Source organism: Arcobacter sp. CECT 8983 (assembly GCF_004118855.1).
In the GTDB taxonomy this organism is placed as follows: domain Bacteria; phylum Campylobacterota; class Campylobacteria; order Campylobacterales; family Arcobacteraceae; genus Halarcobacter.
Map to the genome: position 1 here is coordinate 515,955 of NZ_PDKF01000004.1, position 25,904 is coordinate 541,858.

Sequence of the window (25,904 nt, forward strand, 5' to 3'; positions counted from 1 at the left end):
TATGTGTGGTATTGTAGGAACATTATCATTAAATAGACCATCTATAGATGTAAATTATATAAAACCTATGGCTGATAAAATTGCTCATAGAGGGCCTGATGATGCGGGTTATTTATGTTTTCATACAGGTGCAAGACATAATAAAAGAGTTTCTTTTTATCAAAATCTTACAGATGAAAGATATAAAAATATAGATGATATGCTTCCTACAATTGAATCAAGCTCCGCTCAAAGAGAATTACATTCACATGACTATGATCTTTACATGGGACACAGAAGGCTTTCTATTTTAGATGTTTCTTATGCTGGACATCAGCCTATGAGTGACTTGTCTAAAAATATTTGGATAGCTTATAATGGTGAGATATATAACTTTAAAGAAATTAGAAAAGAACTTGAAGAATTAGGACATCGATTTAAAAGTCATACTGATACAGAAGTTATTATCTATGCATATATTGAGTGGGGAATAGAATGTATTAAAAAGTTTAATGGTATGTTTGCATTTTCTCTTTATGATAATTTTAATAAAAAGTTTTATCTTTGTAGAGATAGATATGGAATAAAACCTGTATATTATCATCTGTCTAAGGATAAGACTTTTATATATGCAAGTGAGATTAAATCTATTTTAGAATATAAAGAGTATAAAAGTGAAGTTGATAAAGAAGCTTTATTAGAATATTTTACATTCCAAAATATATTTACAAATAAAACTTTACATAAAGATATTCAAATACTTGAAGCTGGATATTACTTTGAAATTGATTTATTGTCTAAAGAAATAGAGAAAAAACAATACTGGGATTTTGATTTTTCTGAACCAGATACTGTAAAAGATGAAAGAGAATATATTGAAGAACTTGATAGACTTTTTACTCAAGCAGTAGAACGTCAGCTTGTAGCTGATGTACAAGTAGGAAGTTATCTAAGTGGTGGTATGGATAGTGGAAGTATAACTGCTATAGCTTCAAATTATTTTCAAAAATCAAATGATTTTTTAAAAACTTTTACAGTAGGTTTTGACTTGTCAAGTGCTAGTGGGATGGAACTTAGTTTTGATGAGCGAGCAAAATCTGAGTATATGTCATACAAGTTTAAAACTGAGCATTATGAAATGGTTTTAAAATCTGGTGATATGGAAAGATGTATGAATAAATTTGCATATCATTTAGAAGAACCAAGAGTAGGACAAAGTTATCCAAACTATTATGCAGCAAAGCTTGCTAGTAAATTTGTAAAGGTAGTATTAAGCGGAGCCGGTGGTGATGAACTTTTTGCAGGCTATCCTTGGAGATACTACAAAGCAGTAAATAATGACTGCTTTGATAGCTACATAAATAAATATTATAGCTTTTGGAAAAGACTTATTCCAAATAAAAAAATTAACAATGTGTTTTCACCTATTTTGTGTGCTACAGAAAAAGTATGGACTAGAGATATATTTGCAAATGTATTTGATACTCCTGTTAAAAATCAAACTCCAGAAGAGTATATAAATCATTCTTTATATTTTGAAGCAAAGACTTTTTTACATGGTTTACTAGTAGTTGATGATAAACTTTCTATGTCTCATAGTTTAGAAACAAGAGTACCTTTTCTTGATAATGATTTAGTAGATTTTGCACAAAAAGTGCCAGCTAAATATAAACTTGGTGATTTACAAAAAGTAATTAAGATGAACGAAAATGAAATAGGTAAAATGCAAAAAACAAATGATGGAAAAGTAATTTTAAGAAAAGCTATGAGTAAGTATATCCCCGAAGATATTCATAAGGCTGTAAAACAAGGCTTTAGTTCTCCTGACCAAAGCTGGTTCAAAGGTGAAAGTATAGAGTTTGTCAAAGCAAAACTTTTAAATAACGATGCAAATATATATAAATATATGGATAAGAACGCTACTCAAAAACTTATAAATGAACATTTAACAGGAAAAGAAAATAGAAGATTATTTATTTGGAGTTTATTAAATTTTGAAGAGTGGAGTGATATTTATGGGTAAATTAAATTGTCAGATATGTAATGGTTTTGTAAAAAAAATAGATTTTCAGATTATGAAATGTGTAACAAGTGATACTAAAGTTATCAATACACCTCTTAATCATTCTTATTGTTCCAACTGTGGGTTTGTATTTATTGACTTTGATAAAAGAGTTGATTATGAAAAATTTTATAAAGACGATTATGAATTTTTACTAGATGGTGAAGTTGAACCCACTATTGATGATGGAAAATATAGTGACTCTTTAGTAGAATTTTATCAAGAATTTTTAGAAAATGATTCAAGTAAAACTTTTTTTGATATTGGTGCAGGTAAAGGTAATTTTATTCAGGCTGTTGAAAATAGATATGAAGAAATAAAAAAATATGCACTAGAACCAAGTAAATCATATGAACAATTAAAAACTAAAAGTTTTTTACAAGAAAAGTATAATAACTTCTTTAACTCGAGTGATTTTATTAAACAATTTGATTACATAAGTTTAATAGGTGTTTTGGAACATGTGCCAAATCCAAAAAAATTTCTAATTGATATAAAAAATATTATGCATGAAGACACTTATATTTTAATAGAAGTACCTAATTTTGAAAATAATAAATCAGATTTATTAACTATCGACCACTTATCTAAATTTACAGAAAATTCAATTTTGAATCTTTTTAATGTCTGTAGTATGAAAGTTATTAAGAAAAAAGTATCTAATAGTGTACCTATGCAGTTTATACTGAAAAAAATCAGTAATGATAATATAAAAATTAACTCTTTAAATGATTTCGACTATATTAATCATGCTATTAGTTATTTGAAAAAAATAGAAAATGATATTTGTAATATCAAAAACGATAAAATTGTTATTTACGGGCAAGGTTTAGTTTTAGATTATTTGATAGGAGTAGGTAAAATAAATATAAAAAATATAGTTTGCATTATTGATGATAATTCTTTATATCAAGGAAAGAAATATAAAAATAAAATTGACATATTAAGTTTTGCTGAGTTTAAAACAAGTAATTTATTAAATGAAACAAAAAAAATATTTCTAGCAATGAATGATTGTTATCATCATAAAGTTAGTTGCAAACTTAATGACTTTGAAATTATTGGAGCAAATATATGAAGATCCTTTTAACAGGTTCTACAGGTTTTTTAGGTAATTATATAAAAAATAATATAGATAATAAGTATAATGTATTGTATGGTACAACTTCAAAGACTAATAATAAAGATTATTTAAAATTCGATTCACTTTATAAAGATATCGAAAAAGTGCTAGAAAATAAAACTATTGATTGTATTATTCACAATGCATCTATAATCCCTAAAAACTTCGATCAAGCAACTTATGAGTTATTTCTAGAAAACACTGAAATGATGAAAAATTTGTATGAGTATGCTAAAAAAAGCTACTTAAATAAATTTATTTATTTAAGTAGCTTTGGCTCAATGAGTGAGCCAAAGCTACTTGATATAGGGGATTATTACACTATGTCCAAAGTAGTTGGTGAACATTTTTGTTCAATGATGAACAAGAAAGGTATAAATGCAACATCATTTAGAATATCTGCTCCTTTTGGAGAATATTCTCATATTAAAAATGTTTTAAATATATTTATAGCCAAAGCTTTAAAAGATGAAGATTTAATACTTTATGGAACAGGAAGTCGAGAACAAAATTTTACTTATGCTGGAAATATTTTAAATGCTATAGAATTAGCACTTGATAATAATGCGAAGGGGACTTATGAAATTGTAGGAGAAAAAAGTATATCAATGCTAGAATTGGCAAAAACAATTATTAAACTAACTAAATCTAAATCTAAAATAGTATTTAATGGCTTACAAGATAGTCAAGAAAACTATCGTCCTACTTATAGTTTTAAAAAAGCTTTTGATGATTTTGGATATTATCCTAAATATACAATTGAAGAAGCCTTAGAAAAATATTTAAAATGGTATAAAAATGAAAATTGCATTAATATCTGATATACATTCAAATCTTTTTTATTTAAAAAAAGTATTACATGAAATAGAAAAAGAAAATGTTAATGAAATTTATTGTTTAGGTGATTTAGTTGGTTATTACGATAAACCAAATGAAGTGATTGAGTTGATTAAAAAAAAAGATATTAAATGCTTAAAAGGAAATCATGATAAATATTTATTAAATGAATTAGTTTATGACTTAAAAAAAGATGAACTTTATAGAATACAAAATCAAAGAAATATTTTAAGTGATGAAAACTTAGATTTTTTACTAAATTTAAAAGATGAAATAATCTTAAAAGTAGGTAATAAAAAAGTTTATATGACTCATTCATTACCAAATGATTGTGAAAAATATATATATAGTCTTGATACTTTAGACTTAGAGTTTTTAAAAGAGTATGATTATTATTTTTTTGGTCATACTCATATACCTAAAATTACATACCATTTTGGAACATGTATTGTAAACCCAGGTTCTATAGGACAACCAAGAGATTATACTAAACAATCTTCTTATGCCATAGTTGATTTTGAATTAGAAGAAGTTAAAATGAAAAAGATAGATCAAAATTTTTGTGAATTTAGTAAAAAATTAAAAAATAAACAATATGTAGTTCAATTGGTAGATATTTTGAAAAGAGGTAAAAATGAAAAAAATTAATGTTTTAGTTACGGGAATTGGTGGTGGAAGTCATGGTGAACAGATTATAAAATCACTAAAATTAATTAATGATTTAGATTTAACAATTATAGGAACTGATGTTACTTCATTAACAACAGGAAAAAACTTAGTAGATAAGTTTTATTTGGTTCCTTATGTGGCAGATAAAAAATATGAAAAAATCATTTTTGATATAATAAAAGAAAACAATATCTCTTTTATATTTCACGGTTCAGAACCAGAGTTAAAATTTATATCTGAAAATAGAGAAAAATTTGAAAATGCTAATGTTAAACATCCTTTAAATTCAAAAGAAGCTATATCCTTGTGTATGAATAAATATGAAACTTATAAATATTTAGAAACTAAAGGTGTGAACCTACCAAAATTTAAAAAAATAGATAAGATTGAAGATATAAATGAAATAGATTTTTATCCTTTGGTATTAAAACCAAGTACGGGTTCTGGAGGCTCTTCAGATGTATACATAGCCCTAGATAAAGAAGATTGCCAATTGCTAGTTAAATATATGCTTAAACACAATGTAGATATTGTGGCTCAGCATTATATTGGAACACATGAAGATGAATATACAATAGGTGTAAGTTCGGATATTAATGGAAAAGTTTTAGGAAGTATTGCAATCAAAAGATTCATTACAAATGCATTGTCAACATATAAAAAAGTTAGAGACCAAAACAATATTTATGTTATTTCATCTGGAATATCACAAGGAAAAGTGTGCCATAATGCGAACTTACAAAAACAAGCAGAGCATATTGCTGAATTAATTGATTCAAAAGGTCCTTTAAATATTCAATGTCGAGAAGTAAATGGTGAACTTATGTTATTTGAAATAAATCCTAGACTATCCGGAACTACATCATTACGAGCAATAGCAGGATACAATGAACCAGAGCTTATGATTAAACATCAAATTTTGGGCGAAAAATGGAACCATAACTACAATAATTCAACCATAATGAGAACAATTGAAGAGGTTGAGATTAGTGAATAAGGTTGTTTTAACTTTTGATTTAGATTGGTGTACAGATGAGGTACTTGACTATCTTTTGGATAAATTAATAAAGAATAATATTCCAGCGACATTTTTTGTAACACATGATACTAAGTTACTTAATAAAATAAAAAAGTATAATTTCTTTGAACTTGGAATACATCCAAACTTCAATGATGGTTCTACTCACGGAAATAGTTATAAAGAAGTTATTGACCACTGTTTATCAATAGTTCCTAAAGCTACATCATGTAGACCTCATGGACTTAAAGTATCATCGAATAAGCTTATATATATGATGGAAAAAGGTATAAAAATAGATTGTTCTATTTTTATGCCAAATGTTAGTAACTTAGAAAATTTTTATTTTGAAATAAATAATCATAGAATTTTAAGAGTTCCTTATAATTGGGAAGATGACTACGAGTTTTATCAAAGAGATAAAAAATATCAATTTAGTGATATCCAAAACTTAGAAAATAAAATCTTAGATTTTCATCCAATACATGTCTATCTAAACTCTGATTCTGAAAAGCAGTATAAAATGTACAAAGCAAATAAAGAATTTAGCAAAAATATGGGTATTGGAACAGAAACAATGCTTGATGAAATTATAAAAGAATATTTAAAAGGGAGTATACAAATTATGAATTTAAAAGAATATGTGGGTTCCATATGAAAGTTGCAATAATAGGTAGAACAGAGATTTTATATAAATCCATAGAGTTGCTTTTAAAAAATGGTTATGAGATACCACTTATAATTACATCTAAAGAAGCACCAGAATACATTAAAATATCAAAAGATTTTGAAAAATTATCCAATGAGATAGGTGCAAAGTATATATATACAAATAAACTTGATGAATTTAAAGAGGAGATAAAAAGAGCTGATTGTGAGATAGCTGTAAGTTTGAACTATTCTAGTATCATCTCGCAAGATGTTATTAATTTGTTTCCTTTAGGAGTTTTAAATGCTCATGGAGGAGATTTACCAAGATATAGAGGAAATGCTTGTCAAGCATGGGCAATAATTAATGGTGAAGAAAAAATAGGACTTTGTATCCACTCTATGATAGGTGGAGAAGTTGATAGTGGTAATATTATAGATAGAGAATACTTTGATATAGATATTAATACAAAAGTTACTCAGTGTTGGGAGTGGATGGTAAATCGAATTCCTGATATGTTTGTAAATTCTGTTCAGAAATTACAAAAAGACCCAAATTATATTTTGGAAGAACAGTCAAAAGACCCAAAAGAGGCTATAAGATGTTACCCAAGGATTCCTGAAGATGGAAAAATAGATTGGAGTAAATCAAACATAGAGATATTAAGACTTATTAATGCTTCAAATAAACCTTATGCTGGAGCATACAGTTTTTATGAAGATAATAAGTTAATCATTTGGGATGCAGAACTTTTTGAAGATGATGAAAATTATTTATCTGTAGTAGGACAAGTAGCAAGTATAGAAAAAGATGGAAGTATTTTAGTTATATGTGGAAATGGTAAATTGAAGATAAATGAAATTGAATATGATGGTTTTATTGGTAATCCAAATGAAAAAATAAAAAGTATAAGAAAAAGGTTATTATGATAAAACTTGAGAAAAATTTAAATATGTTTAAAGAAATTTTATTTAGTAAGAATAATAAAAATTCTGAAATAGTAAATCCATATTAAAAAAGGAATTTAGATGTTTGAAATATTAATACTTATATTATTAACAATTATCTTAAGAATAATACCTAAATTTATAAAAAATAGAATTAATGGGGATACCTGGTATCATTTTGCAATGGCTGAATCTATTAGAAATAATAATTTCTCTATTCCAAAAAGAATAAAAGGATATTTACTACCTAATTTGTATGACTATCCTTATTTTTATCATTATTTATTATCTTTTCTTTCTTTAAAACAAAGAATAAAATATGAAAGAATTTATAGTGCAGTTTTAGATGCACTATTTGTAATATTAGCATATTTTAGCTTTATTTATTTATATGCTAAAATAGGTATTGATTCAAGTTTAGCCTTTTTTAGTGCTCTGCTACTTTCTATTTCTCCTACTTTATTAAAAGTTTCTATGGGACCAAGAGCATTTGATGCTACTCCAAGAGTTTTGGGAGAGCTTTTAGTTTTTGGATTTTTTATAGCAATGTTCTTTTTTTATCAAGAACAAAGTTACTTGGCATATGGTATTGGCGTATTCTTTGCTGCTTTATCTTTAATTACTAGTAAATTTAGTGCACAAGTAATATTTATTTTTTCTCTAATTATTGGAAGTATTCTGAATTCATTAGTGATAGTTTTAGCACCAATTGCAGTATTTTTAATAGCTATTATAATTTCAAAAGAAAGATATATGACTATTTTAATAGGACAATATCAGCATCTTAAAAGATTTGCTAAAATTACTAAAAATGAAGTAGAATTTATTTCATCTATTAATAGGTTTGAACAATATAAATTATTTTTTAAGTATCTTGTATCCTTTCAAATTAAAAAAGCATATTTAGTTTTTCATAGTAAATTAAGTTATTTAAACTTTATAATTAAAGATATAGAGGTTTTTTTAGTTTTAATACTAATGATATCTTTCAATATTGATACTTCAAATAATTCTCTTAGTTTTATATATGCTTGGTTTGCAGCTGGTTTTATGTCATTTATATTAACAGGGAGTCATGCTTTTAAATTTATTGGTGAAGCTGATAGATATTTAGAATATGCTATTTTCCCTACATTTGTCTTTCTCACGATATATTTACAAAATAATATATTATGGCTTTTTTTACCATTTACATTATTGTATATATATAATGTTTTTATTTATAGTTTTACTTCAAAATATAAATTAGAAGATTTATTCAAAGCTACTGAATTTATTAAAAACAATTATAGAAGAGAAGAATATAGATTATTAGGCTTAGTAGAAACAAATAGTTTTTATTATGGTGAAATTTTAACTGGGCTTAAGTGTATGGCAGCATCTGAATTCTCTACAGAAAATTGTGGAGAAGAACTTTGGAAGAAATACTATCAACCTATAATGCCAATTAGAACCAATGATTTTGAATGGATGTATCAAGAATTTGGTGTAAATATTATCCTTGCATATCAACCATATATTGATGAAATCAAAAAAACATATAATCATGAGTACAAATTTGATGGATATAAAGAAGTTTATAATAAAAATGATTTTGTAGTTTATGAGAAGATATGATAAAGAGTGTTTTAAAAGATAGCTTTGTATATGGAGTATTAAATGCCTTCAATAGGTTTTTTATGTTCCTTATATTTTTTCTTTTTGTTAAGTATTTTACAAAAGAAAACATAGCTATTTTAGATATGCTTATTGTATTTGCTTCGATGGTAGGAGTATTTATATCTATGCAATTAGAGTCATCTTTTGCCAGGTTTTATTTCAATGAAAAAGAAGAAAATAAGCATTTTGATCATCTGAAAACTATAGCTTATATGATGGGATTGTTTGGGCTGTTTTATTTAGTACCTGCATATTTTGTATTTGATATATTTTTTGGTGAGTATTCTATGGACTCTTTTACATATCTTTTCTTTATGATATTTACTATTGGTTTTTTAATTAATATAACCAATCTTATAAATCTTCATTTTAGATACAGTTATGAAAAAAAGAATTTTATTATATCTAGTTTATTATTTCCGATATCATACTTGCTTATTATTGGGATTTATATACTATTAAATGATAGTTTGAGTATAGTTTTGGTTTTTGTAGCTCAAATAATAGGATATCTTGTAGCTTTATCTTTTCAGTTTAAAACAGTAGGTAATGAATTTTTAAAAGCTACTTTTCAAAGACAAAACTTAAAAGATATTATGAAGTATGCTCTGCCAATGTTTCCAATGTTTTTTTTGCTATTTGCAAATGACAAAGCTATAATATATATTTTAAAAGAGTTTATTTCTTTAGAGTTGTTAGCAGATTTTTCTGTTGCTACTAAGTACTTAGCTTTTTTATCACTTTTTTTCTTTGCGCTTCGTATGGCACTAGATCCAAAGATAAATCACTTTGTAAGTTTTCCAAGTGATAAGGGGAAAATCGAGTATATTAAATATATAAATATATATATAGTATTTACTATAGTTTTATTCTTTATTTTTATGGTAGTAGTTCCATTTGTACAAGAATATTTTTTTGTTGATTATACAAATGCTTACAAGTGGGCAACAATATTAGCACTAAGTTTGATTCTATTAAATATGGGTTCATACCTGACCCCAGGATTTGCTATAAAAAAAAGGATGGACTTAAAACTTATTATAGTTTTATTTCAAGTTCTATTTAACTTTGTAGGATTTTATTTAGTACTTAAAAGCGGTTATGATGTGGTTTTAGCATTAAACTATTTGGTTTTAGTAAATTATATATTTATGTTAGTACAACATTATTATTCAAATAGATTGTATAAAGTTTCAAATGAGTATTTAAAAGCTACAGGTGTATTCTTAGTTTTATTTATTGTAGTTAATAAGGATTTGATGTTATGAAAAATTTAAGTTTTTTGGGTGATGTATATTTAGATAAAGAGTATGGAATAGATTTTGAGCTTGATGATTATATATTCAATTTAGAATATCCAGTATCAAGTAGAGGAATACCAGCTAAAGATAAGATAAATTTAATTCAGCCAAAGTCTTATATTAAAGAAACTTTTGGTAAATATCCAATAGCCGTAAATCTTGCAAACAATCATATTATGGATTATGGTGAAGAAGCATTCGAAGATACTATAGAGTTTCTAGATAAGCATGGCATAAAGTATTTTGGAGCAGGAAATAAAGCTAACAATTTTAATAATCCTTGCTCTTTAGAATTTGGAGAAAAAACAATAGCACTATTTGGTTATAGCTGTGAAACTACAAGTGCAGTGTTTGGAAATGAGTCTAATAATGGAAGTGCAATTTTAGATTTAGAACTTATAAAGAATGACTTAGATAATTGTGATGCAGATTTTAAAATAGTACAACTTCACTGGGGTATGGAAGAAATACCATATCCAACATATAAAGATACTCAAAAAGCTCATCAAATCATAGATTTTGGTGCAGATATGATAATAGGACATCATGCACATATTATTCAACCTGTTGAAGAATATAAAGGTAAAAAAATATTTTACGGGATAGGAAATTGTATCTTTCCAGATTTTAAGATTAAATCACATTTTGATGGTGAGAAGTTTACAAGAACGAGTAAGAAAAAACAGTTGAAGCACAATAAGCAATCTATTAAAATTGATTTAAAAGAAAATTTGGATATGCAATTTAATATTATTGAGTTAATTTCAGATAGGCTTATGAGTAAAAACAATTATAATTTTAAATATGATGTACCTGAAAGTGAAAATCAGTTTAATAGTCAACTAATCAAAACACAAAGAATAATAATGCTTAGAAATGTATTCTATAATCCACGTTTTCCAACATTGAGACATTTAAAAAAACTATTAGGAGTTAGTATATGAAAAAAATATATATTCTTTTAGATAACAATAAATACTTTTCTAATCATATTAGATTTTCTGAAATAAATTATAAAATAATTATAGACTATTTTAGAGATAAAAATATAGAAGTGGAGCCTATTCCAATTAATAAGGTAGCATTTAGTGAAGCTATTGGAAATAGCATTATTTTTACAATAAGTTCAGAAAAACCTTATCATAAACAATATATTGATGATACAATAGAGATATTAAATATAAATAATAATAATGAGCTTATACCTTCTAAAAATATTTTAAAATGTCATGAAAATAAAGGTTACCAAGAATATTATAAAAATATTGTTGGAATAGACTCTTTGAACGGCTACTATTTTAATGCAGACACTTATGATAATAATTTCTTGAAATCTAAGTATAAGTTTCCACTTGTTTTAAAGTCAATTGATGGTTCAGGAAGTAGAGGGGTTAATCTAGTACATAATGAAAATGAACTTTTATCTAAAATTAATAGTTTTAAAGTTTCTACACATATTAGATTTTTAATTTATTTAAGAGAAAGTATTTATAAATTTTTAAAGTTAAAAAGATTCAATATAGAAAAATTAAAATATTACAAAGATCACCAAAATTTTGTTGTTCAAGAATTTGTACCAAATCTAAGTTATGATTATAAAGTATTAATATTTTTTGATAAATATTATGTTTTAAAAAGAAATATTAATAAAGGTGATTTTAGAGCAAGTGGTAGTGGAAATTTTGAGTATGTAGAGGTTGAAGATTCTTTATTGACTTATTCAAAAGAAATTTTTAAAAAATTCAATGAACCTTTTATGTCTTTTGATATTTGTTTTGATGGCAAAAATTATTATCTAATTGAATACCAAGGAATTCATTTTGGAGAATATACTCAAAGGAATTCTTCTGGATATTATTATGAATCTGAAGGTGTTTGGCAGTTTAAAGAAGAAAAAAAATCAATAGAATTTGATTTAGCTTATTCTTTATATAATCATATTCTAAAAAATAATTTAATAAAGGAACTAATCTAATTGCTATTTAATAGTTATGAGTTCATATTTGCCTTTTTGCCAATAGTATTTTTTGTATATTTTTATTTAAATAGTAAAAGATTAGTAGTAGGAGCAAAAGGTTTTTTAGTATTTGCTAGTTTGTTTTTTTATTCTTGGTGGAATGTAGTATATCTACCAATAATATTAAGTAGTATGTTATTTAACTATGTAATAGGAAATAGCTTAAATAAAGAATATGGAAATAAAAGTTTTTCTAAAAAAAGTATTTTAATCTTTGGAATAGTAGTAAATTTATCTTTGCTAGGATATTTTAAATACGCAGATTTTCTTATAGAGAATGTAAATTTAATAAGTGGTGTAAATATAGAACCATTAAACTTATTATTGCCATTAGCAATATCATTTTTCACATTTCAACAAATAGCATACCTAGTAGATAGCTATAGAAAAGAAACTAAAGAGTATGATTTTTTAAACTATGCACTGTTTGTAACATTTTTTCCTCAATTGATAGCAGGACCAATAGTACATCATAAAGAGATGATGCCACAGTTTGCAAGTAAATGGAATCTGGTAAAAAGATATAAAAATATAGCATTGGGATTGTTTATATTTTCAATAGGACTATTTAAAAAAGTAGTAATAGCAGATACCTTTGCCATATGGGCAACAAATGGATTTGATATAGCACCAACATTGAATTTTTTTGAAGCCTGGGCAACATCTCTTTCTTATACTTTTCAGTTGTACTTTGACTTTAGTGGATATACAGATATGGCAATAGGTATAGCATTACTGTTTAATATAAAACTTCCTATAAACTTTAATTCTCCATATAAAGCATTAGATATACAAGATTTCTGGCGAAGATGGCATATAACATTATCAAGATTCTTAAGAGATTATGTATATATACCATTAGGTGGAAATAGAATATCTTCTTTTAGAACCTACGTAAACTTATTAGCAACATTTATAATAGGAGGACTGTGGCATGGAGCAGGATGGACATTTATATTTTGGGGCTTTCTGCATGGGATGGCATTAGTAATAAATAGATTATGGCAAACCCTAAATATAAAACTTCCTAAAATAATAGCATGGTTTATAACATTTAACTTTGTAAATATAGCATGGGTATTTTTCAGGGCACGTGAGTGGGATGATGCTATTAAGGTTTTATCTGGGATGGTAAATTTTAGTGACTTTGAGTTAATTAATCCAATCTGGTTAGTAACTATTATTATCAGTGTTTTTGTAGTTTTATTTTTTAATAATTCAATGAACTATATAAATAATAGATTTCAATTTTCTAAAAAAATAGCTATTTTTACATCTTTTCTATTTTTTTGCTCTTTTGTCGCTATTAGATTATTAGGAGGTCAAAGTGAATTCTTGTACTTTAACTTCTAAAAAAATAAAAAGAAACATATTTATTAGTTTTTTCTTAGTCTTTTTGGGCTTTGTTGTATTGGATGTTGTATTAGATTTATATATATATTCAAGAACTAAAAAAGATAGATTTATAAATGAAAAAGCATCTAAAATTAAACATTTTAATTTAAACTACAGTGAAAACCGAGATTATGTTTTTATAGGAAGTAGTCGAACTCTTTATCATATATCTACTGAAATATTTAAAGAAAACAATTTAAATATTTATAACTTAGGAGTAAGTGGAAACTTTTTAATCGATTATCCCTCATATATATATGAGGCAATCAAACAAAAACCAAAAAATATAATAATTAGTTTGTCAAAAAAAGATTTATTTATAGAAAAAGAAAATGTATTTAAAACAGTGTTATATGAAGATTTACTTTTTTATAAAAAATATGGAAGCAATGATTTATTTATTTCTTCTTTATTTAGTTGGGTAAAAAGTTTACATAGTTTCTATAATTATTCTGAGGCTATTTTCCTTAAAATAAAATCATTTTATTCTTCTTTTAACTTAAAAAGTTCAAAAGTTCAAATTAAAAAATATACAAATGATATCAAAAGTGATTGTAGTATTTTTAAAAAAGTATTAGAAACAAAAAAGATTATTCTTAACTGTACTAATGGAGATGAAATATTATTAGGTACAAATACTGATCATTTATTAGAAAAAGAAAAATATTCAAATATAAATAAAGATACAATTAAAATTCTTAATAGTTTTATATCTATTATTAAAGCAAATGATATTAATCCAATAGTGATTTTTGAACCAACACTTTCAAAAAGTGAGTTTGATGAAAATATAAGAATAGATTCTTTTTTGGAGGATGTTGAGATTATAGATTTAACTCAAATGCATATACAAACAGATATGTGGGCAGATGTGTCTCATTTTAACAATATTGGTAGAACTTATTATAGTAGAAAACTAGCTAAAAGGTTATTACGTGATCATAAATAAATATTGGTTTTCATTTCTTTTAATAAAAATAGCTTACATGTTTTTAGCTATTTATGTATATGGTAATATTACTACATTGGGAGATACTTATACTTATATATATGGACTAAAATTAGATTATGATAATTTTTGGTATTTCTCTACTTCCATGATGAGCTTACTTGGGTTATTATCAACTTCAATTTTTGGAGAACCTTTAACTCATTTTCCTTTTTTGTTATTATCTTTTTATGGTATTTATTATTCTGTGTCAAGATTAAAGTTATCAAATAAGGATTTATTTATTGTATTAGTCTTATTGTCTTTCCCTTCTTTTGGTATTTGGACATCAATTGTTTCAAAAGAATCAATAGGTGTTTTTTATATGGGTGTAATATTAGGGTATTTTATAGATTTGATGGAAAATAAGAATAGAAAAATAAAACTAATAGAATATTTTGCATTATATTTACTTTTTGTTTTCAAAGTACAATATTTAAGTGCAATATTATCAATTTGGGTATATATAAAATTATCCAATTTTTTTAATTTAAAGGGCAATGGAAAATTAGCATTATTATTAATTCATATTATTATTGCTATATTCTTTTTATATTATTTTAGAGATTTAATTAATGAAATATCTTTTAAACTTCCTAATCATTTCAGTTTAGATGGAGGAAGTACAAGAGAAAATAATATATGGGTAAATGATTATGATGTATTTATAAACGCTCCTTATGGCATGTTTATAGGTTTTTGGGGTCCAACTTTCTCTGAAATATTGGAAAAACCAATACAATCTTTTGCATTTATAGAAAGTTTTATTATTTTTTCTTTTTTTTCTTATTTTTTATTTAAAGCTTTTATTTTAGTAGTGAATATTAAAAGAATAAATATATTTTATTTTAGTATATTACTTATGGCTGTTGTCTGGTTGCTTTTTGTACACTATCCTTTTGGAGTACTAAATCCTGGTAGTGCAATAAGATATAGAGAAAACTTCTATGGATTTTTAGTTGTGTTATTATTTTATATATATCAAAAAATTAAATTAAGGTATCAAGTTGAAAAAAGTAGTTTTTCTTATTAATTCTCTTGCTTCGGGTGGAGCAGAAAAAGTTATGACTGTAATTATTTCAAAATTAATAAAAGATGGTTTTGATGTAGAATTAATATGTTTAGAATCCAATATCTTTTATGAATTACCTAAAGGGGCAAAATTAACATTTTTAAATCATACTGCTAATAAAAGTGGATTAAGAAAGTTATTTGAACTACCATATTTAGCATTTAAATTAAAAAACTATATAGATAAGAATAATATTAATTTAATTCAAAGTCATGTTTATCGTGCAAATTATGTAAATCTTTTAGCAAAATTATTTGGCTCTAATCATATTGCTCAAATAGTTAATGTTGGAGCGATCTCTAGATATTTTGAAGAAGGACTAAGTGGAAAAGTTAACTTATTTTTAATTAAAAATTTATACAAAAGAGCAGATTTGATAATTTCTAAAGCAGAAGGTATGCAAAATGATATGCAAAAGTTATTTAATTTTAGAAATTCAAAAACAATTATAAATAATCCATATGATATTTCATTGATTAATAATTTAAAACATGAATCAATAGAAGAATTTAAATTCAATAAAGAAAAAAAATATTTAATTTCAATAGGAAGATTTGAAACTTTTAAAAGACAAGACTACATAATTAAAGCTTTATCTAAGTTAGATGATAATGTAGAATTAATTTTGATAGGTGATGGACCAAATAAAAAAAATTTAGAATTATTGGCTAAGAATTTAAATATTTATGAACGAGTTCATTTTTTAGGAAGAGTAAAAAATCCTTACAAATTTATATTTAGGTCTGATATATTTATATTAAGTTCAGATGATGGTGAGGGATTTCCTAATGTTTTAGTAGAGTCTATGATTTGTGGTACTGTAGTAATATCTAGTGATTGTATAAGTGGACCTAGAGAGATCTTAGCTCCAAATACTAATATTAAGTATCAAGAAAAAGAAAAATTTGAAATAGCTGAGTATGGAATTTTATATCCCAAAAGTAATATTCTAGAAATGGTTAAAGCTATTGATTTTTTATTTAATGATGAGAAATTAATGAAAACTTTTATTGAGAAAGCACAAAAAAGATCAAATGACTTTTCTGTTAATCAAATAGTTGAACAATATAAAAATGTTTTAAGGATTAGTAAATGAAGCAACAATTTGGTATTTTATAATGTGTGGAATAGTAGGGTTTTTAGATAAAGAAGAAAATATTGATGTTATAAATGATATGCTTGAAATTCAATCATATCGTGGACCAGATGATAGTGGAACTTTTTTTGATGGAAAAAGTGGAGTTCATTTCGGACATAATCGACTTTCCATTCAAGATTTGACTTCACATGGACATCAGCCTTTTATAAGTGATTGTAAAAATTATGTGATTGTTTTCAATGGAGAAGTTTATAATTTTAAAACTATTAAAATTGAACTTAAAAATTTAGGATATAAATTTATCTCAAATAGTGATACAGAAGTTATGCTTTATAGTTATAAGCAGTGGGGTATAAAATGTATTGATAAATTTATAGGAATGTTTGCTTTTTCTATTTTAGATAAACTTCAAAATAAGTTATTCTTAGTTCGAGATAGAGCTGGTGTAAAACCACTTTATTACTATATACATGAAAATGAGTTTATTTTTTCATCTGAAATTAAATCATTTCATAAACATCCTAAATTTAAAAAAGAGCAGAACCTAGAAGTGTTACCCTATTTTTTTCAATTTGGATATATACCTGCTCCATATACTATATTTAAAAATTGTTTCAAGCTAGAAGCTGGGCATTATCTAGAATTGAAAATTGATAATTTAGAATTTAAAATCACTAAGTATTGGTATGTAAATGATTTTTATTTAAAAGAAAAAATCAATAAAGAAGAAGATCAAATAATAGAAGATATAGAAAATATTCTTGATGATGCTATTAATCTTAGAATGGTATCAGATGTACCTGTAGGAGTGTTTTTAAGTGGTGGTTATGATAGTTCTTTAGTGGCTTCAATACTTGCAAAAAAACAAGGTAAAAAGATAAATACTTTTACTATAGGTTTTGATGATGAAAAATATAATGAAGCAAAACATGCTAAAACTATAGCTGAGTATCTTGCTACAAATCACACTGAATATTATATGAAAAATAGTGATATGTTAAATTTGGTAGAAAAACTGCCATTTTATTATGATGAACCATTTGGTGATAGTTCGGCACTACCTACTATGATAGTATCAAAAATGGCAAGACAAAGTGTAACAGTTGCATTAAGTGCTGATGGAGGAGATGAAGCTTTTTGTGGATATAGTAAATACTTTTTTTTAAATAAGTTTCAAAATATATTTTCAAATAGCTTTAAAAGAGAAGTTTTAAAAACTGGTTTAAATTTAATTAATTCAAATAGTATTGAATATATAAATGAAAAACTGCCTAAAAATCTAAAACAAACAAATATTAAAGATAAATATAATAAATTTAAAAGAGCTATAAATAGTGATAGTTTGGAAGAGATGTTTGAAAATGCAAGTAGTTATGTAAATAAGAAAGAAATAAAGAAGTTTTTATCTATAAGTAAAAATGAGAAATTATTTAAAAAATGGCAAAATATAGGAAATATTGAGTTTTTAAATCAGATGATGGCTATTGATTATAAACTTTTTATGAATGATGATGTTCTTACTAAAGTTGACCGTGCTACTATGAGTGTAAGTTTAGAAGGAAGAGAACCCTTACTTGACCATAGAATTATAGAGTATATGGCAAGAGTTCCTTTAAATATAAAATATAAAAATAATCAAGGTAAATATCTACTTAGGCAAATTCTTTATAAGTATCTTCCAAAGAATTTGGTGGATAAACCAAAGTCTGGATTTACTATACCTTTAAATGATTGGCTAAGAGATGAACTTAGAACAATGGTTGATAAGTATATATGTATAAATAAATTAGATGATAAAATATTTGATATATCTGAAATCATGAAGATTAAAGAGCAATTTTATAATGGAAAAAATTTAGGTACTCAAATATGGCTCATTTTGATGTATCAAATGTGGAAGGAAAAATGGCTTGATTAAGAAAAAAATAGCAATATCAGTAAATAACTCTTGGTATGCCTGGAATATGAGAGCAAATCTTGCTTTTTATTTTCAAAAACAAGGTTATGATATTACATTTATTTGTCCATATGATAAATATAGTGAAAATATAAAAGAATATTTTGAATATATAGATATAGATATAAATACAAAGGGTACAAATCCTATTGAGGATTTTAAATCTATATATAAATACTATAAAATATATAAAAAATTAAAGCCTGATATTATCTTGCAATATACTATTAAGCCAAATATATATGGAACAATAGCTGCAAATATTTTAAAAATACCAACAATAAATAATATTGCGGGACTTGGTACACTCTTTATTAATCAAAATATAGTGACAAAAGTAGCAAAATGGCTTTATAAATTTTCACAAAAAAAAGCTACAAAAATATTTTTTCAAAATTATGATGATTTTAAAATGTTTGTAAATGAAAAACTAGTGCAAAAAGAAAAATGTGATGTTTTACCAGGAAGTGGTGTAGATCTAGATAAGTTTCAACCAGTAGAAAAAAAGCATGATGGAAAATTTAGATTTTTACTTATATCTAGGATGCTTTGGGCAAAAGGTATAAAAGAGTTTATAGAAGCTGCAAGAATAATTCAACAAAAATATTCAAATGTGGAGTTTCAACTTTTAGGTCATCTTGATATGAAAAGTCCAACATCAATATCAAAAGAACAAATGAATATATGGGTAAATGAAGGATATGTAAATTATTTAGGTAGTAGTGATGATGTGAGAATAGAAATAGCTAAAGCAGATTGTATTGTATTACCATCATTTTATAGAGAAGGCACACCTAGAATACTTTTAGAAGCTGCAAGTATGGGAATGCCTATTATTACAACTAATAATGTAGGATGTAGAGATGTAGTAGATGATGGAATTAATGGTTTTTTATGTGAAGTTAAAGATGCTAAAGATTTAGCTGCTAAAATGGAAATAATGTTAAATTTAACAGATGAACAAAGAAATATTATGGGAAAAGCAGGAAGAAAAAAGATAGTAAATGAATTTGATGAAAATATAGTAATAAATAAATACTTAGAATCTATCGAAGGCATATTGAAGTGAATAAGTTAATAATAACAGGCTCATCAGGTTTTATTGGAAGCTACTTTATAAATAATTATAAAAAAAAGTATGATATAAAAACTTTTAGTTTTAGAAATAGTGATATTAATTCTTTGGATTATAATAATATAGATGTAGTTGTACATCTATCTGCTTTAGTTCACCAGATGGGTGGAGCTAGTTGTGAAGAATATGAAAAAATAAATGTTACACAAACATTTGAACTTGCAAATAAGGCAAAACAGTTTGGTGTAAAACATTTTATTTTTATGAGTACTGTAAAAGTATATGGTGAGGAGGCAGATGGTTCTTATACTGAAAACACTATTTGTCAACCAGAAGATCAATATGGAAAAAGTAAATTAAAAGCAGAAATAGAGTTAAAAAAACTAGAAAACAAGAACTTTAAAATAAGTATTATAAGAACTCCGATAGTTTATGGGTATGGCGTTAAAGCAAATATAAAATCACTTGTAAATTTAGTAAACAAAATTTCATTATTGCCTTTTGCAAAAATAGAAAATAAAAGAAGTATGGTATATATAGGAAATCTATGTCATTTAGTTGATGAGGTAATAAAACAACAAAAATCTGGAATTTTTCTAGCAAGTGATGATAAACCTCTTAGTACAACAAAACTTATTGAGTTAATAGCTAAAAGTTTAGATAAAAAACTTTATCTAATAAAAGTTCCTTTTTTTGAGAATTTATTAAAATCACTTAAACCATCATTTCATAAAAGACTTTATGGAAGTTTAGAGGTTGATAATAGTATTACAAAAGAAAAGCTTAATTTAAAAAATCCATATACTGTAGATGAAGGTATAGCGCTTATGATAAAAGGAGAAGAAGTTTGATTTATATAATTTTATTATTAATATCTTTTTTTCTTACATATTTTATAAAAAATTATGCGATAAAAAAATCATTAGTTGCTCAAGTAAATGAAAGAAGTTCTCATACTATACCTACTCCTCATGGTGGGGGTATAGCTATAGCTATTACATGGTTTATTGGCTTATTTTATTTATACTTTACTTCTCAAATAGAAACAAATCTTTTTTATGCTCTGTTAGTAGGATTTATCATAAGTGTTGTTAGCTTTCTTGATGATTTATATGAGTTAAGCCCTAAGTTAAGACTCATAGTTCAAGCTTTGGTTGCTATTTTAGGTCTTTATTTTTTAGATGGTTTTGGAAGTTTGACTTTTGGACTATTTGATATTTCAAATTCTATTATTACAAATATTTTTGCATTCTTGCTTATAATTTGGTTTATAAATCTAACAAATTTTATTGATGGTATAAATGGATATGTAGGTAGCGAGTTTGTATTTTTAAGTATGGCAGGTTTTTTAATTTTTTCTGATAATGTATTTATTGTTTTAGGAATATCTGTTTTAGGATTTTTATTTTGGAATTTTAATAAGGCTAAAATTTTTATGGGAGATGTGGGAAGTACTCTTTTAGGATATAATATAGCAATTTTTACTCTATATTATTCAAACTTTGAACCTACAAATTTTTGGTTATGGATTGTATTGTTTTCTCTTTTTTGGTTTGATGCAACAATTACTTTAATAAGAAGAAAATTAAATGGTGAAAGATTAAGTCAAGCCCATAAAAAACATGCATATCAAAGACTTACTCAAGCTGGCTGGAGCCATTATAAAGTTACAAACTATTCTATATGTGTTAATTTAATACTTTTTGTTTTAGTATATTACATTTCTAATATTTTCATATCTTTTTTATTATCTTTAATATTATTATATAGTATAATGAAATTTATTGATTCAAAAAAGGCCTTTAAATAATGTTCCACATTGATAAACGAATTCTAAATTTTTTAGTTATTATTACTCTTACTATCTTTTCTTTTGCTTGGACTTTTTTCATATTTCATAAGTCATTTGATTGGTTTGTTGTTTTAACTGTTATTGTTTTAAGAATGGTTTCATCACTTATTCTTTTTAAAGACTTTTCTCTTTCTTGGAGTAAAGCAACACAAAAGACATTTATTTTAAAAAGTATAGTTTATATAACTCCTTTCTTTTTATATGCACCATATTTTCATGGAGAAGTTAGATTTGCACTTCTTGCTTCAGAGCTTTTTCTTTTTGTTTTTTCTGTAAACTTTTTAATGTACTCATACTATTTTGTAGTAAATAGAAGTAAAGTTCAAAAGACAAAAAGAGTAGTTATCTACGGTGCTGGAAAAGCTGGTATGAAGCTTGAAGAAGAGTTTAGACCTAGTAAATATAAAGTAAGATATTTTATTGATGATGACAAAATTATTCAAGGTAGAAGTATTGATGCAATAAGAATCTTATCAAAAGAAAAGTTCAAAGAAAAAGGTAAAAAGTACGACCTTCTTGTAATTGCTATGCCAAGTGCAACTCAAGAGCAAATCAACTCTGTTTATAAAGAGTTAAAAGAGTATTTTACAGAGATACAAATTCTTCCTTCTTTAGAAGAAATTCTAAGAGACAAAGACTTTTCAACACAGTTAAAAGACATCTCTGTTGAGGATTTACTAGCAAGGCACCCAAAAGATTTAGATAAACAAAGAATTGAAAACTTTATTAAAGACAAAGTTGTTCTTATTACAGGTGCTGGTGGAAGTATTGGTAGTGAGATTAGCAGGCAGTGCAAAAAATTTGGAGCTAAGCAACTTATTTTAGTTGATCATAGTGAGTTTAATCTTTACAGCATAACTGATGAGTTAAACTCTGAAATGGTAGTTCCAGTTATGCAAACAGTTAGAAACTTTGGCTTTATAGAAGAAACTTTTAAAAAGTATAAGCCAGAAATTGTTATTCATGCGGCAGCTTATAAGCATGTCCCACTTGTAGAAGGAAATATACTAGAAGGTATTTCAAATAATATTATGGGAACTAAAAACTGTATTGATCTTGCTATTAAGTACAAAGCTGAGAAATTTGTCCTTATTTCTACAGATAAAGCTGTACGACCTACAAATGTTATGGGAACTACAAAGCGTATTTGTGAATTGTATGCACAGAATATAAATACAGAAGAAAACACTGAAATAGTAGCTGTAAGATTTGGAAATGTTTTAGGAAGTAGTGGAAGTGTCATTCCTAAGTTTAAATCACAAATTGAAAAAGGTGGTCCTATTACTGTAACACATCCTGATATTACAAGATATTTTATGCTTATTCCAGAAGCTTGTGAGCTTGTACTTCAAGCAGCTAGTATAGGAAAAGGTGGAGAGATATTTATTCTTGATATGGGTGAACCAATTAAGATTGTAGATTTAGCTAAAAATATGATTGAATTAAGTGGAAGAAAAGAGATTCAAATAGAGTATTGCGGTTTAAGACCTGGTGAAAAGCTTTATGAAGAGCTTTTAATCAATGATAGCGATATGAAAACACAATATGAATCAATCACAGTAGCAAGCCCTACAAAATATGATATTAAGAAACTAAATCAAGATATAGCAGAGCTTTTAGTTTGTGAAGATAAAATAGCCAAACTAAAAGAGATAGTACCAGAGTTTGACCATAAATTAAACTGATTTAGAATCTAATTAAAATTTTGCTAAAATAGTATCTTTTAAATTAAAGAGAGAATACTATTATGAAATATACAAATATAAATTTTAATAACAAAACAATACTTATCACAGGAGCAGCAGGTTTTATTGGTTCAAGCTTGTGCTTCTACTTTCAAGAAAACTATCCAGATGCAGAAATCATTGCCTTAGATTGCTTTAGAAGTGGAGAGACTTTTTCAAATGGAAACTTAAAAAGCTTTGGACACTTTAAAAACCTTTTAGGATTTAATGGACAAGTAATAAGTGGTGATATAAATGACAAAAAATTACTAAAAGAGCTTGAAATAAACTTCAACTTTGATTATATATTCCATCAAGCAGCAATCTCTGACACTACAGTTTCTGAACAAGACTTAATGGTCCAAACAAATGTAAATGCATATGAAGACTTATTAAAAATTGCAATTGCTCACGGTGCAAATATGATTTATGCAAGTTCAGCTGCAACATATGGTGATAGCGATAGATTTGAAGTAGGGTTTGAACAACCAAACAATGCATATGGATTCTCAAAAGTTATGATGGATAACATCTCATACAAATACATCAAAAAAGGTGTAGATATCTCAATTGTAGGACTAAAGTATTTTAATGTATATGGTCCAAGAGAATTCTTTAAAAATAAAACTGCTTCTATGGTAGTTCAATTTGGACACCAAATTTTAAATGGACAAATACCAAAACTATTTGAAGGTAGTGATAAAATCTTAAGAGACTTTATTTATATTGAAGATGTAGTGCAAGCAAATATAAAAGCTTGTGCAGCAAAACAAAGTGGTGTTTATAATGTAGGTACTGGATGTGCAAGAAGTTTTGAAGATATTGTAAATATTTTACAAAAAGAGTTAGAAATTGACAATGGCAAAGAGTATATTCCAAATCCATTTGTAGGTTCTTATCAGTTCTTCACTGAAGCAAATATTGAATTTACAAAAGAAAATCTAGACTATGAGCCGAGTTTTTCTATGGAAGAGGGAATTAAAGCATACCTTCCAGAAATAAAAAGACTGTTTGAAACAGAAGTAAAAAAAGGTTAATCATTGGAAAATATTCAAAAACTAGCTTCAAACTATCAGCCAAAAATATTAGTAATTGGTGACTTGATGATTGATGAGTATCTTTGGGGAACTTGTGATAGAATCTCTCCAGAAGCTCCTGTACAAGTAGTTGATATTAAAAAAGAGACAAAGGTTTTAGGTGGAGCAGGAAATGTTATAAGCAATCTTGTAGCACTTGGAAGTGAAGTTTCTGTTATGTCAGTTATTGGTAATGATGAAGCAGGTCATGAAGTAAAATCAATGCTTGACAAACAAGGAGTAAAATCTTTTTTAGTTGAGCAAAGTGGAAGAAAAACTTCAAGAAAAACAAGACTTATGGCTTCTCATTCTCAAGTAGTAAGATATGACAAAGAGAGTAAGAACTCTATTTCAACAAGTAGTGTAAAAGCTATTTTTGATAAATTACAAGAAAAAATTACTAGCTATGATACGATTTTATTATCTGATTATAATAAAGGAGTGTTAACACGTGAACTTCTAGAAAAAATTATTCCTTATGCAAATAAATATAATAAAAAAGTTTTAGTAGACCCAAAAGGAAGTGACTTCTCAAAGTATAATGGAGCATATCTTTTAACTCCAAATAAAAAAGAAGCACAATTAGCTTCTGGTATAGAAATTGAAAATGATGATACTTTAAAAAAAGCCCTTGAAAAACTAAAAACTGATGCAAACCTTGGAGTTTCTCTTATAACTTTAAGTGAAAATGGAATTGCTATTTTAAAAGATGATGAGGTAATAGTAAAACCAACAGTTGCAAGGGAAGTTTATGATGTAACAGGTGCTGGAGATACTGTTCTTGCTTCATTAGGTTTTGCTCTAAGTTTAAATTGTGAAATTGAGACTTGTTTAGAGTTTGCAAACTTAGCTGCTGGAGTTGTAGTTAGTAAAATTGGAAGTGCAACTGCTACTTTAGATGAAATTGAAGAGTATCAAACAAGCTTAAATAAAAGTTCAATTGAACTTCACATAAAATCAAAAGAAGATATAGCAAAGATATCTACAAGATTAAAAGCTCAAGGTAAAAAAGTAGTATTTACAAATGGTTGCTTTGATATTTTACACAGAGGTCATGTAAGTTATTTAAATGTAGCAAAATCTTTTGGTGATGTTTTAATTTTAGGACTTAACTCAGATGCTAGTGTGAAAAGACTTAAAGGTGAAAATAGACCAATAAATAATGAAGAAGATAGAGCATATATTTTATCTGCTTTAGAGTGTATTGATTATGTTGTTATCTTTGATGAAGATACTCCTTATGATCTTATAAAAGTAGTAGAGCCTGATATTTTAGTTAAAGGCGCAGATTATGAAGGTAAAGAAGTAGTAGGAAGTGATATTGCAAAACAAACAAAACTTGTTGAATTTGTTGATGGAAAAAGTACTACAAAAACAATAGAAAAAATTCAAGGGGCAAATTAGA

Annotated in this window: 22 protein-coding genes; all 22 read left to right on the plus strand. The window is 25.9% G+C overall.

Annotated features, from left to right (window positions below):
• The first annotated feature begins 1 nt into the window (after nucleotide 1).
• The 22 genes from asnB (CRV01_RS05430) (at nucleotide 2) to rfaE1 (ending at nucleotide 25,903) form a co-directional block, all read left to right on the plus strand.
• Complete coding sequence (gene asnB, locus CRV01_RS05430) at nucleotides 2-2,002, plus strand: asparagine synthase (glutamine-hydrolyzing) (protein WP_129007217.1); 2,001 nt, start codon at nucleotides 2-4, stop codon at nucleotides 2,000-2,002.
• Complete coding sequence (locus CRV01_RS05435) at nucleotides 1,995-3,119, plus strand: class I SAM-dependent methyltransferase (RefSeq protein ID WP_129007218.1); 1,125 nt, start codon at nucleotides 1,995-1,997, stop codon at nucleotides 3,117-3,119. The genes asnB (CRV01_RS05430) and CRV01_RS05435 overlap by 8 nt, the downstream gene beginning before the upstream one ends.
• The gene (locus CRV01_RS05440) at nucleotides 3,116-3,985 is read left to right on the plus strand and encodes an NAD(P)-dependent oxidoreductase (RefSeq protein WP_129007219.1); all 870 of its coding nucleotides are present in this window, start codon (nucleotides 3,116-3,118) and stop codon (nucleotides 3,983-3,985) included. Before CRV01_RS05435 ends, CRV01_RS05440 begins: the two co-directional genes overlap by 4 nt.
• A complete protein-coding gene (locus CRV01_RS05445) occupies nucleotides 3,963-4,649 on the plus strand; it encodes a metallophosphoesterase (RefSeq protein ID WP_129007220.1) in 687 nt (228 codons plus the stop codon). The genes CRV01_RS05440 and CRV01_RS05445 overlap by 23 nt, the downstream gene beginning before the upstream one ends.
• Nucleotides 4,636-5,667: an ATP-grasp domain-containing protein gene (locus CRV01_RS05450; RefSeq protein ID WP_129007221.1), complete on the plus strand. Its 1,032-nt coding sequence runs from the start codon at nucleotides 4,636-4,638 to the stop codon at nucleotides 5,665-5,667. Before CRV01_RS05445 ends, CRV01_RS05450 begins: the two co-directional genes overlap by 14 nt.
• Complete coding sequence (locus tag CRV01_RS05455) at nucleotides 5,660-6,346, plus strand: hypothetical protein (protein WP_129007222.1); 687 nt, start codon at nucleotides 5,660-5,662, stop codon at nucleotides 6,344-6,346. The genes CRV01_RS05450 and CRV01_RS05455 overlap by 8 nt, the downstream gene beginning before the upstream one ends.
• On the plus strand, nucleotides 6,343-7,266 hold the full coding sequence (locus tag CRV01_RS05460) for a methionyl-tRNA formyltransferase (RefSeq protein WP_129007223.1): 924 nt from the start codon (nucleotides 6,343-6,345) through the stop codon (nucleotides 7,264-7,266). Before CRV01_RS05455 ends, CRV01_RS05460 begins: the two co-directional genes overlap by 4 nt.
• Nucleotides 7,267-7,365: 99 nt before the next feature.
• A complete protein-coding gene (locus tag CRV01_RS05465) occupies nucleotides 7,366-8,901 on the plus strand; it encodes a hypothetical protein (RefSeq protein ID WP_129007224.1) in 1,536 nt (511 codons plus the stop codon).
• Complete coding sequence (locus CRV01_RS05470) at nucleotides 8,898-10,211, plus strand: lipopolysaccharide biosynthesis protein (RefSeq protein ID WP_129007225.1); 1,314 nt, start codon at nucleotides 8,898-8,900, stop codon at nucleotides 10,209-10,211. The genes CRV01_RS05465 and CRV01_RS05470 overlap by 4 nt, the downstream gene beginning before the upstream one ends.
• Nucleotides 10,208-11,188, plus strand: a complete 981-nt coding sequence (locus CRV01_RS05475) for a CapA family protein (protein WP_129007226.1) — start codon at nucleotides 10,208-10,210, stop codon at nucleotides 11,186-11,188. The genes CRV01_RS05470 and CRV01_RS05475 overlap by 4 nt, the downstream gene beginning before the upstream one ends.
• On the plus strand, nucleotides 11,185-12,219 hold the full coding sequence (locus CRV01_RS05480; protein ID WP_129007227.1) for a RimK family alpha-L-glutamate ligase: 1,035 nt from the start codon (nucleotides 11,185-11,187) through the stop codon (nucleotides 12,217-12,219). Before CRV01_RS05475 ends, CRV01_RS05480 begins: the two co-directional genes overlap by 4 nt.
• Nucleotides 12,220-13,614, plus strand: coding sequence for an MBOAT family protein (locus tag CRV01_RS05485; RefSeq protein ID WP_129007228.1), 1,395 nt, complete (start codon nucleotides 12,220-12,222; stop codon nucleotides 13,612-13,614).
• The gene (locus tag CRV01_RS05490) at nucleotides 13,589-14,605 is read left to right on the plus strand and encodes a hypothetical protein (RefSeq protein WP_129007229.1); all 1,017 of its coding nucleotides are present in this window, start codon (nucleotides 13,589-13,591) and stop codon (nucleotides 14,603-14,605) included. The genes CRV01_RS05485 and CRV01_RS05490 overlap by 26 nt, the downstream gene beginning before the upstream one ends.
• 37 nt (nucleotides 14,606-14,642) lie before the next feature.
• Nucleotides 14,643-15,677 carry a hypothetical protein gene (locus tag CRV01_RS05495; protein WP_129007230.1) on the plus strand — a complete coding sequence of 345 codons (1,035 nt, stop codon included), beginning with the start codon at nucleotides 14,643-14,645 and terminating at the stop codon, nucleotides 15,675-15,677.
• The gene (locus CRV01_RS05500) at nucleotides 15,652-16,812 is read left to right on the plus strand and encodes a glycosyltransferase (protein ID WP_129007231.1); all 1,161 of its coding nucleotides are present in this window, start codon (nucleotides 15,652-15,654) and stop codon (nucleotides 16,810-16,812) included. The genes CRV01_RS05495 and CRV01_RS05500 overlap by 26 nt, the downstream gene beginning before the upstream one ends.
• Nucleotides 16,813-16,834: 22 nt before the next feature.
• Nucleotides 16,835-18,733 carry an asparagine synthase (glutamine-hydrolyzing) gene (gene asnB / locus CRV01_RS05505; RefSeq protein ID WP_129007232.1) on the plus strand — a complete coding sequence of 633 codons (1,899 nt, stop codon included), beginning with the start codon at nucleotides 16,835-16,837 and terminating at the stop codon, nucleotides 18,731-18,733.
• Nucleotides 18,726-19,841 carry a glycosyltransferase family 4 protein gene (locus tag CRV01_RS05510; protein ID WP_258238321.1) on the plus strand — a complete coding sequence of 372 codons (1,116 nt, stop codon included), beginning with the start codon at nucleotides 18,726-18,728 and terminating at the stop codon, nucleotides 19,839-19,841. The genes asnB (CRV01_RS05505) and CRV01_RS05510 overlap by 8 nt, the downstream gene beginning before the upstream one ends.
• Nucleotides 19,838-20,698, plus strand: a complete 861-nt coding sequence (locus CRV01_RS05515) for an NAD-dependent epimerase/dehydratase family protein (RefSeq protein WP_129007233.1) — start codon at nucleotides 19,838-19,840, stop codon at nucleotides 20,696-20,698. Before CRV01_RS05510 ends, CRV01_RS05515 begins: the two co-directional genes overlap by 4 nt.
• Nucleotides 20,695-21,657 carry a glycosyltransferase family 4 protein gene (locus CRV01_RS05520; RefSeq protein WP_129007234.1) on the plus strand — a complete coding sequence of 321 codons (963 nt, stop codon included), beginning with the start codon at nucleotides 20,695-20,697 and terminating at the stop codon, nucleotides 21,655-21,657. The genes CRV01_RS05515 and CRV01_RS05520 overlap by 4 nt, the downstream gene beginning before the upstream one ends.
• 134 nt (nucleotides 21,658-21,791) lie before the next feature.
• A complete protein-coding gene (locus tag CRV01_RS05525) occupies nucleotides 21,792-23,384 on the plus strand; it encodes a polysaccharide biosynthesis protein (RefSeq protein ID WP_375234260.1) in 1,593 nt (530 codons plus the stop codon).
• Nucleotides 23,385-23,446: 62 nt separating this feature from the next.
• On the plus strand, nucleotides 23,447-24,460 hold the full coding sequence (gene rfaD, locus CRV01_RS05530) for an ADP-glyceromanno-heptose 6-epimerase (RefSeq protein ID WP_129007236.1): 1,014 nt from the start codon (nucleotides 23,447-23,449) through the stop codon (nucleotides 24,458-24,460).
• A 3-nt stretch (nucleotides 24,461-24,463) separates the two neighbouring features.
• The gene (gene rfaE1 / locus CRV01_RS05535; RefSeq protein WP_375234256.1) at nucleotides 24,464-25,903 is read left to right on the plus strand and encodes a D-glycero-beta-D-manno-heptose-7-phosphate kinase; all 1,440 of its coding nucleotides are present in this window, start codon (nucleotides 24,464-24,466) and stop codon (nucleotides 25,901-25,903) included.
• Nucleotide 25,904 lies beyond the last annotated feature (1 nt).

Bases quoted from the DNA above. Each gene is read 5' to 3' on its own strand.
- asnB (WP_129007232.1), top strand. From the start codon at position 16,835: ATGTGTGGAATAGTAGGGTTTTTAGATAAAGAAGAAAATATTGATGTT.
- asnB (WP_129007217.1), top strand. From the start codon at position 2: ATGTGTGGTATTGTAGGAACATTATCATTAAATAGACCATCTATAGAT.
- CRV01_RS05480 (WP_129007227.1), top strand. From the start codon at position 11,185: ATGAAAAAAATATATATTCTTTTAGATAACAATAAATACTTTTCTAAT.
- CRV01_RS05435 (WP_129007218.1), top strand. From the start codon at position 1,995: ATGGGTAAATTAAATTGTCAGATATGTAATGGTTTTGTAAAAAAAATA.
- CRV01_RS05465 (WP_129007224.1), top strand. From the start codon at position 7,366: ATGTTTGAAATATTAATACTTATATTATTAACAATTATCTTAAGAATA.
- CRV01_RS05475 (WP_129007226.1), top strand. From the start codon at position 10,208: ATGAAAAATTTAAGTTTTTTGGGTGATGTATATTTAGATAAAGAGTAT.
- rfaD (WP_129007236.1), top strand. From the start codon at position 23,447: ATGAAATATACAAATATAAATTTTAATAACAAAACAATACTTATCACA.
- CRV01_RS05460 (WP_129007223.1), top strand. From the start codon at position 6,343: ATGAAAGTTGCAATAATAGGTAGAACAGAGATTTTATATAAATCCATA.
- CRV01_RS05470 (WP_129007225.1), top strand. From the start codon at position 8,898: ATGATAAAGAGTGTTTTAAAAGATAGCTTTGTATATGGAGTATTAAAT.
- CRV01_RS05450 (WP_129007221.1), top strand. From the start codon at position 4,636: ATGAAAAAAATTAATGTTTTAGTTACGGGAATTGGTGGTGGAAGTCAT.
- CRV01_RS05495 (WP_129007230.1), top strand. From the start codon at position 14,643: ATGTTTTTAGCTATTTATGTATATGGTAATATTACTACATTGGGAGAT.
- CRV01_RS05445 (WP_129007220.1), top strand. From the start codon at position 3,963: ATGAAAATTGCATTAATATCTGATATACATTCAAATCTTTTTTATTTA.
- CRV01_RS05525 (WP_375234260.1), top strand. From the start codon at position 21,792: ATGGTTTCATCACTTATTCTTTTTAAAGACTTTTCTCTTTCTTGGAGT.
- CRV01_RS05440 (WP_129007219.1), top strand. From the start codon at position 3,116: ATGAAGATCCTTTTAACAGGTTCTACAGGTTTTTTAGGTAATTATATA.